This is a genomic window from Crossiella sp. CA-258035 (assembly GCF_030064675.1).
Lineage (GTDB): Bacteria > Actinomycetota > Actinomycetes > Mycobacteriales > Pseudonocardiaceae > Crossiella.
In genome coordinates this window covers 9127404-9143981 of record NZ_CP116413.1, presented here as the reverse complement: position 1 = coordinate 9143981, position 16578 = coordinate 9127404, and the positions used below count along the sequence as shown (strand labels likewise).

Below are 16578 nucleotides of genomic sequence, written 5' to 3'. Positions count from 1 at the left end.
TCCATGGGCTGAGGGGTTTTTGGTTGTCAGGGGCAGGCAAACACGACAGGACATGACATGAGCACGGACCAGGACGCCGTTCCGGCGCACCGCTACACCGCAGCCATGGCCGGCGAGATCGAGCGCCGCTGGCAGGACCGCTGGGAGTCCAGTGGCACCTTCCACGCCCCGAACCCGGCCGGGTCGCTCGCGGGTGACGGCGAGGTGCCGGCGGACAAGCTGTTCGTGCAGGACATGTTCCCCTACCCGTCAGGGGCCGGGCTGCACGTCGGGCACCCGCTGGGCTTCATCGGCACCGACGTCTTCGCCAGGTACTACCGGATGACCGGGCGCAACGTGCTGCACACGATGGGCTTCGACGCCTTCGGCCTGCCCGCCGAGCAGTACGCGGTGCAGACCGGGCAGCACCCGCGCAAGACCACCGAGGAGAACATCAACACCTACCTGCGGCAGATCCGCAGGCTGGGGCTGGGCCACGACGAGCGGCGGCGGATCTCCACCATCGACCCCGGCTACTACCGGTGGACCCAGTGGATCTTCCTGAAAATCTACAACTCCTTCTACGACACCGCGCTGGGCAAGGCGCGGCCGATCGCCGAGCTGGAAGCCGAGTACGCCGAGGGCGCCCGGCCCACCCCGGACGGCCGAGGCTGGGCCGACCTGACCGTGGCCGAGCGGGCGAAGGTCATCGACTCGCAGCGGCTGGCCTACCTGTCCGAGGCGCCGGTGAACTGGTGTCCCGGCCTGGGCACGGTGCTGGCCAACGAGGAGGTCACCGCGGACGGCCGCAGCGAGCGCGGCAACTTCCCGGTGTTCCGCCGCAGCCTGCGCCAGTGGATGATGCGGATCACCGCCTACGCCGACCGCCTGGTCGACGACCTGGACCGGCTGGACTGGCCGGAGAAGATCAAGTCGATGCAGCGCAACTGGATCGGGCGCTCGCACGGCGCCAGGGTCCGCTTCGCCGTCGGCGAGCAGCAGATCGAGGTCTTCACCACCCGCCCGGACACCCTGTTCGGCGCCACCTACATGGTGCTGGCCCCGGAACACCCGCTGGTGGACGAGATCTCGGCCGCGCAGTGGCCCGCCGATGTGGACCCGCGCTGGACCGCGGGCGCGGCCACCCCCGGCGAGGCGATCGAGGCCTACCGGGTGGCCGCCTCCCGCAAGTCCGAGCTGGACCGGCAGGAGAACAAGGACAAGACCGGCGTGTTCACCGGCGCGTACGCGGTGAACCCGGTCAACGGCAAGCAGATCCCGGTGTTCATCGCCGACTACGTGCTGATGGGCTACGGCACCGGCGCGATCATGGCGGTGCCCGGCCAGGACAGCCGCGACTGGGACTTCGCCACCGCCTTCGGCCTGCCGATCATCCGCACCGTGCAGCCGGGCGAGGGCCACCAGGACGGGCCGTTCCTGGGCGACGGACCGGCGATCAACTCCGAGTTCCTGGACGGCATGGCCGTCGACGAGGCGAAGAAGACGATCATCGAGTGGCTGCAGGAGCGCGGCGCCGGTGAGGGCACCGTGCAGTACAAGCTGCGCGACTGGCTGTTCTCCCGGCAGCGCTACTGGGGCGAGCCGTTCCCGGTGGTCTACGACGAGGACGGCCGGGTGCACGCGCTGCCGGAGTCGATGCTGCCGGTGGAGCTGCCCGAGGTCGACGACTACTCGCCGCGCACCTTCGACCCCAACGACGCCAACACCGAGCCCTCCCCGCCGCTGTCCCGCGCCACCGAGTGGACCACGGTCGAGCTGGACCTGGGCGACGGGCCGAAGAAGTACCGCAGGGACACCAACACCATGCCCAACTGGGCGGGTTCCTGCTGGTACCAGCTGCGGTACGTGGACCCGGACAACAGCGAGCGGTTCGTCGACCCGGCCAACGAGCGCTACTGGCTGGGCCCGCGCCCCGAGCAGCACGGCGCCACCGACCCCGGCGGCGTCGACCTGTACATCGGCGGCGTGGAGCACGCGGTGCTGCACCTGCTGTACTCCCGGTTCTGGCAGAAGGTGCTCTTCGACCTGGGCGAGGTCAGCTCGGACGAGCCGTACCGCAAGCTGTTCAACCAGGGCTACATCCAGGCCTACGCCTTCACCGACGCCCGCGGCGCGTACGTGCCCGCGCACGAGGTGGAGGAGGTGGACGGCAAGTTCTTCTGGCAGGGCCAGGAGGTCAGCCGCGAGTACGGCAAGATGGGCAAGAGCCTGAAGAACGTGGTCACCCCGGACGAGATGTGCGACAACTACGGGGCGGACACCTTCCGGCTGTACGAGATGTCCATGGGCCCGCTGGAGGTCTCCCGCCCCTGGGCGACCAAGGACGTGGTCGGCGCCCAGCGCTTCCTGCAGCGCCTGTGGCGCAACCTGGTCGACGAGGTCACCGGCGAACTGCGGGTCACCGCGGACACCCCGGACGAGACCACGCTGCGGCTGCTGCACAAGACCATCGCCGGGGTCCGCGAGGACTACGCGGCCATGCGCTACAACACCGCCGCGGCCAAGCTGATCGAGCTGAACAACCACCTGACCAAGGCCTACAGCGCCGGAGCGGGCACCCCCCGCGAGGTGGCCGAGCCGCTGGTCCTGATGCTGGCCCCGCTGTGCCCGCACCTGGCCGAGGAACTGTGGTCCCGCCTGGGCCAGGACACCTCCCTGGCACACGGCCCGTTCCCGGTCGCCGAGGAGCGCTACCTGGTCGAGGACAGCATCGAGTACCCGGTGCAGGTCAACGGCAAGCTGCGGTCCAAGGTCGTGGTGCCCGCCTCGGCCGGCCAGGACGAGATCAAGGCCGCGGTGCTGGCCGATGAGAAGGTGGTCGCGCTGCTGGACGGCGGCTCGCCGCGCAAGGTGATCGTGGTGCCGGGCCGGCTGGTCAACCTGGTCCTGTGATCCGCGCTGGTCAGGGAGGCGGCTCCGGCAGGCCGACCTCCCTGGCCAGTTCGGCGATCATCGACTCGAACAGCGTCTCGGCGTTGTTCAGCGCGAACGGGAAGCGGCCGAAGACCTCCAGTGCGACGTGGCCGTAGAGCCGGACCCAGCACTGGAGCATCAGGTAGACCGTGGACAGGCCGAGGCGGTCGGCGGTGAGCTGGATGCCGGTGTCGGCCAGGGACTTCAGCAGGTCGTCGCGGTAGCCGCGGAGGTCTTCCTCCAGCGCGGCCGGGACCTCGCCGGTGCCCGCGGCGAGCTCCTGGTTCTCCGCGAGCAGTTTTCCGGCCACGCCCAGGAAGACCCGGCCGAACATGTCCTCGCCCAGGGTCTTGCGGCCGCCGCGGGAGCTGTTGTTGACCTCGACCTCTGGCGAGGCGAAGACCAGGGTGAACTCCTGCGGGTGGTCCAGGGCCCAGCGGCGGAAGGACCGGAAGACGGTGAAGACCTGGCCGAGGAGGTCGCCGTCGCCGACCGCGTCGAGCTTGGGCTGGAGCTCCTCGGCCATGGACAGGCAGACGTCCTCGCAGAGCTGGCGGAGCAGGTCCTCGCGGGAGTCGTAGTAGCGGTAGAGCGCCGGTGCGGTGATGCCCAGGTCGCGGGCGATGGCGCGCAGGGTCACCGCGTCGCGGCCGTTCTCCACCAGTAGGCGACGGGCCGCCGCACGGATATCACGCTCTGTGTGAGCGCGTAGCCGTTCTCGACGGGTGGCCTCCGTCATACTTCACCCCTTCGGGTTGTAAACACCGTTCACTCTCGCCTATGGTCACCGACGGTAGGTGAACACCGTTTACTGACCTCGCGTTCACCAGCACGGTAGCCGCTGGCTACGCCACCGACCAGTTTCGCCGGAGGGCCGGATCATGTTCCTATCCTGGGGATCGGTGGTGCATCGGCGCCGCTGGGTGGTGCTCGTCGCCGCCGCCTTGCTGACCGTCCTCGGCGGCGCCTGGGGCAGCGGTGTCTTCGACAAGCTCACCCAGGGTGGTTACGAGGACCCGGGCAGCCAGGCGATCACCGCGGTCAAGACCATGGACGCGGCCCTTGGCAGGCAGACCGGCGACGTGGTGGTGATCTACGAGGCGCCCAGCGGCAGCTCGATCGACGACCCGGCGCTCGGGCAGAAGATCACCGACAAGCTCAAGGCGCTGCCCAGCTCCGAGGTCAGCCGGGTGATGTCCTACTGGATGATCCCGGACCCGGCCGCGCGGGCCGCCTTCGCCGACGCCGAGCACAAGCGCGGCCTCGCGGTGATCACCATGACCGCGGGCGATGACTCCAACAAGATGCTGCGGTCCTACGAGAAGATCAAGGACCAGCTGGCCGTCGACGGGGTGGCCAGCCAGGTCGGCGGGTTCGCGCCGACCGCGGCCGCGATCAACACCAGCTCGCAGAACGACCTGATCACCGCCGAGCTGGTGGCGGTGCCGATCACCCTGCTGCTGCTCGTGCTGATCTTCGGCGGCCTGGTCGCGGCCGCGCTGCCGGTGCTGGTGGGCGGCCTGTCCATCCTCGGCGCGCTGGGCGTGCTCAACGTGCTGACCAGCTTCGTCGAGGTGAACACCTTCGCGGTGAACGTGGCCAGCCTGCTCGGCCTCGGCATGGCCATCGACTACGGCCTGTTCATGGTCGGCCGGTTCCGCGAGGAGCTGGCCGGCGGTCTGGCGCCCGGCGCCGCGGTGCGCCGCACGGTGGCCACCGCCGGCCGCACGGTCGCCTTCTCCGCGACGCTGCTGATCATCGCGCTGGCCGGGCTGCTGCTGTTCCCGCAGGGCTTCCTGCGCTCGGTCAGCTACGGCGGCATGGCCGCGGTCGCGGTGGCCATGCTGGTCTCGCTGACCCTGCTGCCCGCGCTGCTCGCGGTGCTCGGCCGCCGGGTGGACTCGCTGGCCCTGCCCTGGCGCAAGCGCGCCGCGGCCAAGCCGGTGGAGGAGGAGGGCCGCGGCTGGCGCAAGCTGGGCCTGGCCGTGATGAAGCGCCCGGTGATCTTCGCGGTGCCGATCATCGCGGTGCTGGTGCTGCTCGGCACGCCGTTCCTGGGCGCCAGCTTCGGCGAGGTCACCGAGAAGGTGCTGCCCGCGGGCAACCCGGCGCGGGTTACCGCCGAGACGCTCAACCGGGACTTCCCCGCGCTGAGCAAGGACGCCGCGCAGATCGTGTTGCAGGGCAAGGACGGCAAGGCCCCCGGCCAGGCCGCGGCGCAGCAGTTCGCCGGTGAGCTCGGCAAGGTCCCCGGCGTCACCAACGTGCAGCCCGCGGGCGCGGGCAAGGACGTCATCGCCTTCACCGCCAAGCTGCCGGGTGACGTGCTCAGCGACCAGGCCAAGAACGCGGTCAAGGAGATCCGGAACCTGACCCCGCCCGGGGACACCAAGATCCTGGTCGGCGGGATCAGCGCCAGGGTGCTGGACAGCCTGAACGCGATCACCGCCGGACTGCCCTGGATGATCCTGGTCATCGTGGGCGCCACCCTGGTGCTGATGTTCCTGGCCTTCGGCTCGGTGCTGCTGCCGATCAAGGCCGTGGTGATGAGCGCGCTCAGCCTCTCCGCCACCTTCGGCGTGCTGACCTGGGTGTTCCAGGACGGCCACGGCGCGGACCTGCTCAACGTCTCGCCGGGCCCACTGGAGGCGGGCATCGTGGTGCTGATGGCGGCCGTGGTCTTCGGCCTGTCCACCGACTACGAGGTCTTCCTGATGTCCCGCATGGTCGAGGCCAAGAGCAAGGGCGCCAGCAACGAGGAGGCGGTGGCCACCGGCCTGGCCCGCACCGGCCGGGTGATCAGCTCGGCCGCGCTGCTGCTGATCGTGGTGACCGGCGCCTTCGCCTTCGCCGAGGTGACCATGATGCGGTTCGTCGGCGTCGGCATGATCCTGGCCCTGGCCCTGGACGCCACCGTGGTGCGCATGCTGCTGGTGCCCGCGGTGCTCAAGCTGATGGGCAACGCGGCCTGGTGGGCGCCCGGACCGCTGCGCAGGTTGCAGCAGCGGGTCGGCATCCACGAGGGCGAGGACGTCGAGGACAAGCCCAAGAGCCGCGAGCCGCAGCCGGTCGGCTGAGGGCGGCGCCCCGGCCACGATTCACGTGAAACCGTGGCCGGGGTCCCCCTTCGAGTGAGGCTCGCGGTGGAACGGCTTTTCCGGGGTCGGCGGCCCCTAGGATTCCGGCGCTCCGCCCGCGCCGACTGTTCTGGAGATCGACTGTGAAACCCCGCCGGGTCCGCCTGGTCGCCGCCGTCATCGTGTTCGCGCTGCTGCTGGTGCCGGTGATCGGCGTGCTGATGAGCTGCGCCCGTCCCGAGGACGGCAGGCCGCGCTCGCTCAGCGGCGCCGAGGCCGAGAGGCTGGCCCTGGTGCGCTTCATCAACTACGAGTCGCGGACCGCCGCGGTGCGGGCCGCGGTGCCCAGCGCCTCCGGGATCGTGGTGCTGGACGGGCGGATCGACTTCGTCTCGCACCTGGGCTACGCCGCGATGCGCACCGAGGGCCGCAACGACGCCGCCTCCGCCGGGCTGCTCCAGTGGAGTCCCGAGGTGCTGGCCTTCCGCGCGGGCGCCGGTCAGCTCGCGGTGGACCCGGTGCCCGGCAACGGCTGGCAGGTGCGGCCGATGCAGCGGGCCGGCAACGAGCTGGACACCGCGCTGACCCTGCTGGTCGACCTGGCCGCGGACCGGCCGGACAACGCCGAGCTGCTCCGGCAGAGCAGCGCCCGCTGGCTGCGCGCGGACCGGGTGGGCGAGGTCCCGGTGGACGTGTTCGAGGGGCCGCTGGAGCCGGGCAAGGACGCCAACGGGCGGCTGCGGTACTGGGTCGGCGGGAACGGGCGGCTGCACCGGCTGGAGGCCAGGACCGGGGCAGGCGAGACGCCCGCGATGATCGACCTGAAGCCGGGTGCGGCGCCGATCACACCCATTGCCGCGATCCGGGCTTGAACCTGACGCGACGTCAGCTCCTACCGTCATCGACGTGAACGGAGAGACCAAGCGGTGGAGCGTCGGGGAACTGGCGCGGGCCACCGGACTGACCGTCCGCACGCTGCACCACTACGACCAGATCGGGCTGGTGCGGCCGAGCGAACGGACCTCGGCTGGCCACCGCAGGTACACCGCCGCTGACCTGCAGCGGCTGTACCGGGTGCGGGCGCTGCGCTCCTTCGGGCTGTCGCTGGAGGACGTGGGCGTCGCGCTGAGCGAGGCCGACCCCGATCCGGGGGTGCTGCGCGAGGTGCTGCACACCCAGCTCACCCAGCTCGACAACCAGGTGCGCGAGGCCCAGCGGCTGCGGGCCCAGGTGCGCTCGCTGCTGGCGAAGCTGGACGGCTCGGTCACTCCGGACGCCACCGAGTTCCTGCAAGCGTTGGAGACGATGACGATGATCGAGAGCTATTACACCCAGGAGCAGCTCGACCAGCTGGCCCGCCGCCGGGAGGAGTTCGGCGAGGAGGCCATCAAGGAGGTCGAGAACGAGTGGCCGCGGCTGTTCGCCGAGGTCGACGCCCTGATGGCGGAGGGCGCGGCGCCGACCGACGAGCGCGCGGTGCGCGTGGTCGAGCGGATGGACGAGCTGATCTTCGCCTTCCACGGCGGCGACGAGGGCATCAAGGCCGCGGTGGAGAAGATGTGGGCGGAGCAGCGCGAGCAGATGCGCGAGCAGCAGTGCGGTCCCTCCGACGAGGTGAACGCGTTCCTGGCCGCGGTGCGCGCCGCCAAGGGCTGAGTTGTGCACCGGTCCGCGGTGAGCTGTGGACAACTGGGGATCTGTTGTGGAGAAACCTGGCGACAGGTTGCTCCTCGCGGGTGAAAATTGGGGCTCTGAGCTGCGAATATGAGTTATCCACAGCTTGATCGCGGCCAGTTTGTAACGCGGTCTGAGTAGTCCTGCGGATTCACCAGGACGGGGTGAGGCAGCACCCTGTCGCACATGACGGCTCAACCGGTGTTGCGCGTGGCGCAGGAGCTTCGCGAGATGGGTCTGCGACTGCAGGCGCTGGAGACGGAGCTGCGCTCCGCGGTGGAGACGAGCACGGGACAGGCGCCGCCCGTGCCCACACCACCGGCCACACCGGTCCCGACGGCCCAGTTCCCGCCGCCCGGTTTTGTGCCCACCCACCGGCCGCCGGGATTCGCCCCGCCGCCCGGCTACCCGCCGCAGTGGCAGCCGCCGCCTCCCCCGCCGCCGGTGGACCCGGGCGCGCGGCAGCGGCGCAACAGCCGGATCGTCACCTGGGTCGGCGGTGGGGTCACCCTGCTCGGCCTGGTGTTGTTCCTGGTGCTGGCCGCGCAGCGGGGCTACTTCGGGCCGTTGCCCAGGGTGGCCGGTGGCGCGGTGCTGGGGCTGGGGCTGGTCGGGCTCGCGTTGCGCGCCTACGGCAGGCCCGGTGGGCGCACCACCGGGTACGCGCTGGCGGCCACCGGGTTCGCCGCGCTCTACCTGGACATCGTGGCGGCCACCTCGCTGCACGAGTTCCTGCCCGTGCACCTCGGACTGCTCGCCGGGGTGGCGGTGACCGCGGCCGGGCTGTGGCTGGCGGTGCGCTGGGACGCCCAGCCGCTGGCCGTCGGGGTGGTGCTGGGCGCCGCGGTCAGCGCGCCGATGCTGACCATGGCCTTCACCCCGCTGCTGGTCGGCTTCCTGATGGTGCTCGCGCTGGCCGCCGCGCCGGTGCGGCTGATCAAGGACTGGTCCGGGCTGGTGGCCGCGGCGACGCTGCCCGCGCTGCTCGGCGCGGTGCTGGCCGGACTGCGCGCCATCCTCACCTCGGCCGAGCAGCACGCCACCATCGCGGTCAGCTTCGGCGCCGCGGTGCTGGCCATGCTGCTGGCCGCGGCGGCCGCCCGGCTGCGGCCCTCGGACCCGGTGCCGCTGGTCGTGCTGGCCTCGGCCGCTGTGCCGCCGCTGCTCTCCGCGGGCATCCTGGACCAGGTCGGAGCGAGCAAGGCCGCGCTCGGGCTGGCCGCGGTGGCCTTCGCCTTCGCGGCCGTCGGCAAGTGGCTGACCAGCAGGTTCGCCATCACGGCCGCCGCGGTCGGGCTGGTCGGCATATTCCAAGCGATCATGACCTACGCCGAGGGCGGCTCCAGGGGGCTGACCCTGCTCGGCGCGGCGCTGGTGCTGGCCGGCCTGGCCTGGTGGCTGCGCAGCAGGCTGCCGCTGTTCGGCGCGCTGGGCTACGGGATCGCCGGGCTGTTCGCCGCGCTGATCACCACCGTGCCGGTGCGCCTGCTCTTCCGCGAGCCCACCGCGCTGGTCGAGGCGAGCGTCCCGGTGACCGGGCTGCTGCTGGCCGCGGTGGCGGTCGCGCTGCCGGTGGCCGCCTTCCGGACCGGGCTGCTGCGCGGACCGGCGGACAGCGCGGAGCGGGTGCTGTGGCTGATCGCCGCGGCGGTCGCGCTCTACGGCACCGCGCTGACCATCCTCGGCTCGGCGCTGCTCGCGCTGCCGGACCGGGACGGCTTCCTCACCGGGCACGTGCTGGTCACGCTCAGCTGGACCGCGGCCGCGCTGGTGCTGCTGCTGCGCGGCATCCGCTCGGCGCACCTGCGGGTCACCGGGATGGTGCTGCTGGGCATCGCGCTGGCCAAGCTGTTCCTGTTCGACCTGGCCACGCTGGACGGACTGGCCAGGGTGGCCGCGGTGCTCGGCGCCGGACTGGTGCTGCTGGTGGTCGGCACCCGGTACGCCCGGCTGGTCGCGGCGGTGAAGGAGGAGACGGGCTAGAAGGGCACGCCGCAGCGGAGCAGGATGTTGGCGTACGGGCTGGCCTCGCCGGTCCGCACGACCAGCTTCACCCCGGCCACCCGGCGCTTGAACTCCTCGTGGTCCACCCGCTCCAGCTTGGTCAGCCGCTCGGTCACCGCCACCGCGCAGTCCGGGTTGGCGGCATCCAGCTCGGTGGCCACCACCGCGCCCTCGACCACCAGCTCGGTCAGCAGCCCGTCCAGCACGTCCAGGAAACCGGGCACGCCGAAGGAGAAGGCCAGGTCGATCAGCTGCGGGCCGTCCGGGATGGGCAGGCCGCAGTCGGCCACCACCAGCTCGTCGGTGTGGCCGAGCCGGGCCAACGCGGCGCTCAGCTCGGCGTGCAGGATGCCGGCCCGCTTCACGCGCGCACCTCGCCCCTGGTCGGGTAGGAGGGCTGCGCGCCGGGACGGGTCACCGAGATGGCCGCCGCGCGGACCGCGAAACCGGTCGCAGCCAGCAGCTCGTCGCCGGCGGAGAGCCGGGCGGCCAGCGCGCCGGCGAAGGCGTCGCCCGCGCCGGTGGTGTCCACCGCGCTGACCCTGGGCGCGGCCACCGTGCTCACGCAGTCCGGGGTGGCCACCACCGCGCCGCGGCCGCCGAGGGTCACCACCACCGAGCGCGGGCCGAGCGCGAGCAGCGCCTCGGCCAGGGCCGGGCCGTCCGCGCTGGTGGTCTCCGCGCCGAGCAGCCAGCCGGCCTCGTGCTCGTTGACGATCAGGGGGTCCAGCGCGGCCAGCGCGTCCGCGGTCAGCGGGCCGGGCGGGGACAGGTTCAGCACCGTGCGCACCCCGGCCGCGCGGGCCAGCTCGATGGCGCGCAGGGCGGCGGGCATCGGCACCTCCAGCGAGACCAGCACCACCGTGGAGATCGCGATCACCGAGGCGGCCCGGTCGATGTCCGCAGTGGTCAGCGTGCCGTTGGCGCCGGGTGAGACCACGATCGAGTTCTCCCCGTCCGGGGTGACCGTGATGTGCGCGATGCCGGTGGGCCGGTCGGGCGTGCGCACGTGTTCGGTGCGCACCCCGGCCGACCGCATCGACTCCAGCAGCAGCTGGCCGTGTTCGTCATCGCCGACCGCGCCGAGGAAGGCCACCCCGGCGCCCAGCCTGGCGGCCGCGACCGCCTGGTTGGCGCCCTTGCCGCCGGGCGAGACCCGCAGGTCCGAGCCCAGCACCGTCTCACCGGCTGCTGGGCGGCGCGCCACCGTGGTCACCAGGTCCGCGTTCGCGGAGCCGACGACCACGATGTCCGTCAACGCGGTCAGCGATGTGATCACTTCTTGAACTCGGCCAGGTTGTCCTTGGTGATGACCTTGACCGGGACGGAGATCTTGGCCTCGGTCTTCTCGCCCTTGGCCGCCTTCACCGCCTGCTCGATGGCGAGCTTGCCCAGCTCCGCGGGCTGCTGCGCGACGCTGGCCGCCAGCTTGCCCGCCTCGATCGCGGTGAGCGCGTCCGCGGTGCCGTCGAAGCCGACCACCTGGACGTCCTTGCCCGCCTTGTCGCCGAGGGCCTGCACCGCGCCGAGCGCCATCTCGTCGTTCTCCGCGAAGATGCCCTTGGTGCCGGCCTGCGCCTGCAGCAGGTCGGTGGTCACCGACATGCCCTTGGCCTTCTCGAACTCTGCGGTCTGGGTCGCGGCGACCTTGATCCCGGCGGCGTTCTTGATGTTGGTGGTGAAGCCCTGGCCGCGGTCCCGGCTGGCCGAGGTGCCCAGCACGCCCTGCAGGTGCAGCACGTCACCGGAGCCGACCAGCTTGGCCAGGGTGTCCGCGGCGAGCTGACCGCCCTGCACGTTGTCCGAGGCGATCGACGCCGCGACCGTGGCGTTGTTGATCACCCGGTCCACCGCGATGACCGGGATCTTGGCGTTCTCCGCGGCCTTGGCGGCCGGGGTCGCCTGGTCGGAGTCGACCGGGTTGATGATGATCGCCTTGACGCCCTGGCTGACGAAGTTCTGCACCTGCGTGAGCTGGGTGGCAGCGTCGTTCTGCGCGTCCTGGACGACCAGCTTCACCTTGGCGGAGTCGGCGGCCTTCTGGGCCGCGTCCCGCAGGGTGGTGAAGAAGGTGTTGGACAGCGTCGACAGGGTCATGCCGATCACGACCTCACCGGAGCCGGAGTTGCCGGATCCGGCGCCGCCGCCGCATGCCGCGGTGAACGCCAGCGTCGAGGCCGCCAGCGTGGCGAACACGGCGCGGTTGAGCATCTTCATTCGGGGTTACCTTTCCTTGCCTACCGGGTGGGGGCCGGTGGAACTCTGCATCCGCTCAGTTCGTCAGGAACTCGCGCACGTTGGCCTTGGTGACCACGCGGGTGGGGATCTCCACGAGGTTGCGGACGGTCTGACCCTTGAGGTAGCGGATGGCCTGCTCAACCGCCTGACGGCCCAGTTCCTTGGGCTGCTGGGCCACAGTGGCGGCGAGCTTGCCGCTCTCCACCGCGGCCAGCGCCTCGGGCGTGCCGTCGAAGCCGACGATCTGGAAGGTCTTGCCCGCCTTGTCACCGAGGGCCTGCACGGCGCCCAGCGCCATGTCGTCGTTCTCCGCGAACAGGCCCTTCACCCCGGGCTTGGCGGTGAGCATGTCCGTGGTGACCGACATGCCCTTGGCCCGGTCGAACTCGGCGGACTTGGACAGCGCGATGCGCACGCTGGAACGCAGCGCCAGGCCCTGCTGGAAGCCCTCGCCGCGGTCCCGGCTGGCCGAGGTGCCGAGCAGGCCCTGCAGGTGCAGCACCTCGCCCGGGCCGGTGGCCTTGGCCAGCGCCGCGGCCGCGTCCACCCCGCCCTGCACGTTGTCGGAGGACACCTCGGAGATCACCCGGCCGCCGGTGACCGCGCGGTCCACCGCGACCAGCGGGATGCGCGCGTTCTCCGCCGCCTTCGCCGACTCGCCGGACTGCTGGGTGTCCACCGGGTTGAGCAGGATCGCCTTCACCTTCTGCGTGACCAGGCTCTGCACCTGCTCCAGCTGGGTGGCCGCGTCGTTGTTGGCGTCCATGTAGACGATCTTGACGCCGAACTCCTTCTCCGCCTGCTGGACACCCTCCCTGAGCTGGATGAAGAAGGGGTTGGTCAGGGTCGAGGACGCGAAGCCGATCGTGATGTCCCCGCCGGACGCGGGGGTGTTGGCGTCACTGCTCGGGTCACAGGCGGCGACGAACACGAGTGCGGCGGCGGTCGCGGCGGCGAGCAAGGCCCGCCTGGAGTGCCTCATTGCGGAGAGTCCCTTTCTGCTGGTCCCTGACGGTCAGCGACTGCGGCGGCGAAGCGTGTCAACCAGGACGGCCACGGCGATCACCACGCCGATCACGACCTGTTGCCAGAAAGGAGAAACCTGGACCAGATTGAGTCCGTTGCGCAATACCGCGAGGACCAACGCCCCGACGAAAGCACCGCTGGCCTTGCCCACACCGCCGGAAAGGGACGCCCCGCCGATCACCACGGCGGCGATCGCGTCCAGCTCGTAACCCACTGCCGCCTGCGGACCGGCCGAGCCCAGCCGCCCGGCCAGCAGGATGCCCGCGATACCCGCGAACAGCCCGGACAGCGCATAGATGATCAACTTGTTCTTGCGCACGTCGATGCCGGAGAGCATCGCCGCCTCCTCGTTGCCGCCGATGGCGTACATCGTGCGGCCCGGGTAGGTCCGGTTGAGGATGAAGCTTGTGAGAGCCAGCACACCCAACATCACCAGCAGCGGCACCGGGAGGAAGTCGCCGATGGTGGAGCCGAGGAAGGTGACCTCGTCCGGGGTGGCCTTCGGCGCGCCCTGGGAGACCACCAGGGTCAGGCCGCGGGCCACGCTGAGCATGGCCAGGGTGGCGATGAAGGCGGGCAGCCTGCCGTAGCTGACCAGCACGCCGTTGACCAGGCCGGCCAGCGCGCCGACGCCGAGACCGGCGATCAGCGCCAGCCAGCCGGGCAGGCCGGTCTCGGCCGCGGTGTAGGCGGCCACGATGCCGGAGAGGGCGGCCACGCTGCCCACCGACAGGTCGACCCCGGAGGAGACGATCACGAAGGTCTGGCCGAAGGCGAGCACCGCGACCACTGCGGCCTGCACGCCGACGTTGAGCAGGTTCTGCGTGGTCAGGAAGGTCGGGGTGAGCAGGCTCAGCGCGACCACGAGCAGCAGCAGGCCACCGAGGGCCCCGTTCTCCGACAGCAGCCGCCCGACATCGGGCGCCTTTCGCCGCTGCTGGGTGGTTCCGGTGGTGGTCATGCCCGCTGCTCCCGAGTGCTGTCGACGGTGATCCCGCCGGGTTCGTCCTGATCCTGCCGCTGCTGCGCGTCGAGCTGCTCGGCCTGCTCGGCCTCGTTCCAGGCCGCGCTGAAGGCGGGCACCCGCCGGCGCGCCGCCGGGTCGGAGACGGCCAGCGCCATCACCGAGTCCTGGGTGGCCTCGGCCGCGCTGAGCTCGCCCGCCACCCGGCCGCCCGCCATCACCAGCACCCGGTCGCTCATGCCGAGCACCTCGGGCAGGTCGCTGGAGATCAGCACCACCGCGCGGCCGTTGGCGGTCATCTGGTTGATCAGCTCGTAGATCTCGACCTTGGCGCCCACGTCGACCCCTCTGGTGGGCTCGTCGAGCACCAGCACCTGCGGGTCGGCCAGCAGCCACTTGCCGATGGCGATCTTCTGCTGGTTGCCGCCGGAGAGCTCCTTGACCGTCTGGCCCAGCCCCGAGCAGCGCACCCGCAGCTTGCCGGCGATCTCATCCGCCTTGCGCTGCTGGCCGCGCCGGTCGATCAGGCCCAGGTGGCTGGCGCCGCGCAGGGTGACCAGGCCCAGGTTCTCCCCGACGCTGGAGGTCAGCACCAGGCCCTGGCCCTTGCGGTCCTCCGGCACCAGGCCCAGCCCGGCCCGCATGGTCGCCTTGACGTTGCCGCCGGGCAGTTGCCGTCCGGCGACCTCGACCCGGCCCGAGTCGTAGCCGTCCACGCCGAAGATCGCGCGGGCCACCTCGGTGCGGCCGGAGCCGACCAGCCCGGCGATGCCGAGCACCTCACCGGCCTTGACCTCGAAGGAGACGTCGGTGAACGCGCCCTTGCGGGTCAGCTTCTCCACCTTCAGCGCGACCGTGCCGCCCTCTTCGGCCCGGCGGGGGTACTGCTCCTCGATGGTCCGCCCGACCATCAGCTGGACCATCTCGTCCTCGGTGGACCCGGCGGGCAGCACGCCCACGCTGCGCCCGTCGCGCAGCACGGTGATCCGGTCCGCGATCCGGCGGATCTCCTCCAGGTGGTGGGTGATGAACACCAGGCCCACGCCCTGCCGCCGCAGCTGGTCCATGATCTCCAGCAGCCGGTCGGTCTCGCTCTCGGTGAGCACCGCGGTCGGCTCGTCCAGCACCAGGATCCGGGCGTTCTGGTCCAGCGCGCGGGCGATCTCCACCATCTGCTGCTGGGCGATGCCCAGGCGGTGCACCGGGGTGGCCGGGTCGACCCGGAGCCCGACCCGTTCCAGCAGCGGCGCCGCGTCCCTGCGCATCCGGCGGTGGTCGATCACGCCGAAGCGGCGCGGCTGGCGCCCCAGGAACAGGTTCTCCGCCACGGAGAGCTGGCTGACTAGGGTCAGCTCCTGGTAGATCACGGCAAGGCCGAGCGAGCGGGCGTGCTGCGGCGAGGCGACCTTGACCTGCTCACCGGCCAGGAACACCTTCCCGGCATCCGGCTTGTGCACCCCGGCGAGCACCTTGACCAGCGTGCTCTTGCCAGCCCCGTTCTCCCCGAGCAGGACGTGCACCTCGCCCGCGCGCACCTCGAGATCCACATCGGCCAGCGCGAGCGCGCCGGTGAACCGCTTGGTGACACCTTCGACGCGGAGCAGGACGCTCATGCAATTCCTCCGGGTTCGCCACACGAGCCGCGGGCGATCAACTTGGCCGACAGACTCACGTCCTGCGCGCGGTCGCCCGAGATGAGCCCGAGCAGCTCGCGCACGGCGGCGCTGCCCATCTCCTCGGTGGGCTGGGCGACCACGGTGATCGGTGGATCGAACAGCGGGAACCAGGCCAGGTCGTCGTAGACGGCCAGGCCGACGTCATCGGGCAGCCGCAGCCGCCGCCTGCGCAGCTCTTCCAGCGCGCCGAGGCCCATCAGGTTGTCCATCGCCACCAGCACGCTGGGCGGCTCGGCGAGGTCGAGCAGCTCACCGGCGGCGCGGGCGCCGCTGGCCCGGCGGAAGTCGCCGTGCGCGATCTGGGTGGCCTGCGCGGCCAGGCCCAGCTCGGCCAGCGCCGAGGTGAACGCGGCCAGCCGCTCCCGGCCGGTGCTGGTGTTCTCCGGCCCGGCGATCACGCCGATCCGCTGGTGACCCAGGCTCAGCAGGTGTTTGGCCAGCTCGCGCAGGGCGGCGGTGCCGTCGGCCATGATCACCGGGGCGTCGCTGGCCGGCACCGCGCGGTCCAGCAGCACCAGCGGCACGCCGCTGTCGGTCACCTCGGCCAGCCATTCCGGGTCGTCACTGGCCGGGCACACCAGCAGGCCGTCGACCCTGCGGTCGAGCAGGGTGCGCACGTAGCGCCGCTGCTGCTCGTCGCTCTCGTCGGCGTTGCCGAAGACCACGCAGTAGCCGTGCCTGCGCGCCTCGTCCTCGACCGCCCTGGCGATCTCGCCGAAGAACGGGTTCAGCAGGTCGCTGATCACCAGGCCCAGGGTCTGGGTGCTGTGCATGCGCAGGGACCGGGCCAGCACGTTGGGCCGGTAACCCAGTTCCGCGACCGCGGTGAGCACGCGTTCGCGAGTGGCGTCGGTGGGTGCGGCATGGCCGTTGAGTACCCGGGACACCGTGGCGGTGGAGACGCCCGCACGCAGCGCAACGTCCTTCATGGTCGCCAACGACCCGATCCTCCAGACGTGGGTGGGGAAGTCCCCCGTCGTGTATCTGACTTACTACGTTCCGTTGT

General features: G+C 71.4%; 13 protein-coding genes. 5 read left to right on the top strand and 8 right to left on the bottom strand.

Features of this window, described 5'->3' with window-relative positions:
- The first annotated feature begins 57 nt into the window (after positions 1 to 57).
- Positions 58 to 2892: a leucine--tRNA ligase gene (gene leuS, locus N8J89_RS41560; protein ID WP_283662321.1), complete on the top strand. Its 2835-nt coding sequence runs from the start codon at positions 58 to 60 to the stop codon at positions 2890 to 2892.
- Between the two features lie 10 nt (positions 2893 to 2902).
- On the opposite strand, the gene N8J89_RS41555 is transcribed toward leuS, so the two are convergent.
- Positions 2903 to 3652, bottom strand: coding sequence for a TetR/AcrR family transcriptional regulator (locus N8J89_RS41555; protein ID WP_283662320.1), 750 nt, complete (start codon positions 3650 to 3652; stop codon positions 2903 to 2905).
- A 163-nt stretch (positions 3653 to 3815) separates the two neighbouring features.
- Here N8J89_RS41555 and N8J89_RS41550 point away from each other — a divergent pair, with 163 nt between their 5' ends.
- The 4 genes from N8J89_RS41550 (at position 3816) to N8J89_RS41535 (ending at position 9647) form a co-directional block, all read left to right on the top strand.
- On the top strand, positions 3816 to 5990 hold the full coding sequence (locus N8J89_RS41550; protein ID WP_283662319.1) for an MMPL family transporter: 2175 nt from the start codon (positions 3816 to 3818) through the stop codon (positions 5988 to 5990).
- A gap of 143 nt (positions 5991 to 6133) precedes the next feature.
- Complete coding sequence (locus N8J89_RS41545) at positions 6134 to 6862, top strand: hypothetical protein (RefSeq protein WP_283662318.1); 729 nt, start codon at positions 6134 to 6136, stop codon at positions 6860 to 6862.
- 34 nt (positions 6863 to 6896) lie between these two features.
- Positions 6897 to 7646 (top strand): MerR family transcriptional regulator, encoded by a 750-nt coding sequence (locus tag N8J89_RS41540; protein WP_252483574.1) that lies wholly within the window; start codon positions 6897 to 6899, stop codon positions 7644 to 7646.
- Between the two features lie 249 nt (positions 7647 to 7895).
- Positions 7896 to 9647, top strand: a complete 1752-nt coding sequence (locus N8J89_RS41535; RefSeq protein WP_283662317.1) for a DUF2339 domain-containing protein — start codon at positions 7896 to 7898, stop codon at positions 9645 to 9647.
- Here the strand turns inward: N8J89_RS41535 and rbsD are convergent.
- Genes rbsD through N8J89_RS41500 form a run of 7 tightly spaced genes read right to left on the bottom strand, consistent with a single transcriptional unit; the run spans position 9644 to position 16501 of the window.
- Positions 9644 to 10033 (bottom strand): D-ribose pyranase, encoded by a 390-nt coding sequence (rbsD, locus tag N8J89_RS41530; protein ID WP_283662316.1) that lies wholly within the window; start codon positions 10031 to 10033, stop codon positions 9644 to 9646. The genes N8J89_RS41535 and rbsD overlap by 4 nt on opposite strands.
- Positions 10030 to 10947, bottom strand: a complete 918-nt coding sequence (rbsK, locus tag N8J89_RS41525; RefSeq protein WP_283662315.1) for a ribokinase — start codon at positions 10945 to 10947, stop codon at positions 10030 to 10032. The genes rbsD and rbsK overlap by 4 nt, the downstream gene beginning before the upstream one ends.
- On the bottom strand, positions 10944 to 11885 hold the full coding sequence (locus tag N8J89_RS41520; protein WP_283662314.1) for a substrate-binding domain-containing protein: 942 nt from the start codon (positions 11883 to 11885) through the stop codon (positions 10944 to 10946). The genes rbsK and N8J89_RS41520 overlap by 4 nt, the downstream gene beginning before the upstream one ends.
- A 55-nt stretch (positions 11886 to 11940) precedes the next feature.
- Positions 11941 to 12888 carry a substrate-binding domain-containing protein gene (locus N8J89_RS41515; RefSeq protein WP_283662313.1) on the bottom strand — a complete coding sequence of 316 codons (948 nt, stop codon included), beginning with the start codon at positions 12886 to 12888 and terminating at the stop codon, positions 11941 to 11943.
- 33 nt (positions 12889 to 12921) lie between these two features.
- Entirely contained in the window at positions 12922 to 13893 is a 972-nt protein-coding gene (locus N8J89_RS41510) for an ABC transporter permease (protein WP_252483580.1), read from the bottom strand.
- Positions 13890 to 15509, bottom strand: a complete 1620-nt coding sequence (locus N8J89_RS41505) for a sugar ABC transporter ATP-binding protein (protein ID WP_283662312.1) — start codon at positions 15507 to 15509, stop codon at positions 13890 to 13892. Before N8J89_RS41505 ends, N8J89_RS41510 begins: the two co-directional genes overlap by 4 nt.
- On the bottom strand, positions 15506 to 16501 hold the full coding sequence (locus N8J89_RS41500; RefSeq protein ID WP_283666382.1) for a LacI family DNA-binding transcriptional regulator: 996 nt from the start codon (positions 16499 to 16501) through the stop codon (positions 15506 to 15508). Before N8J89_RS41500 ends, N8J89_RS41505 begins: the two co-directional genes overlap by 4 nt.
- Positions 16502 to 16578: the final 77 nt, after the last annotated feature.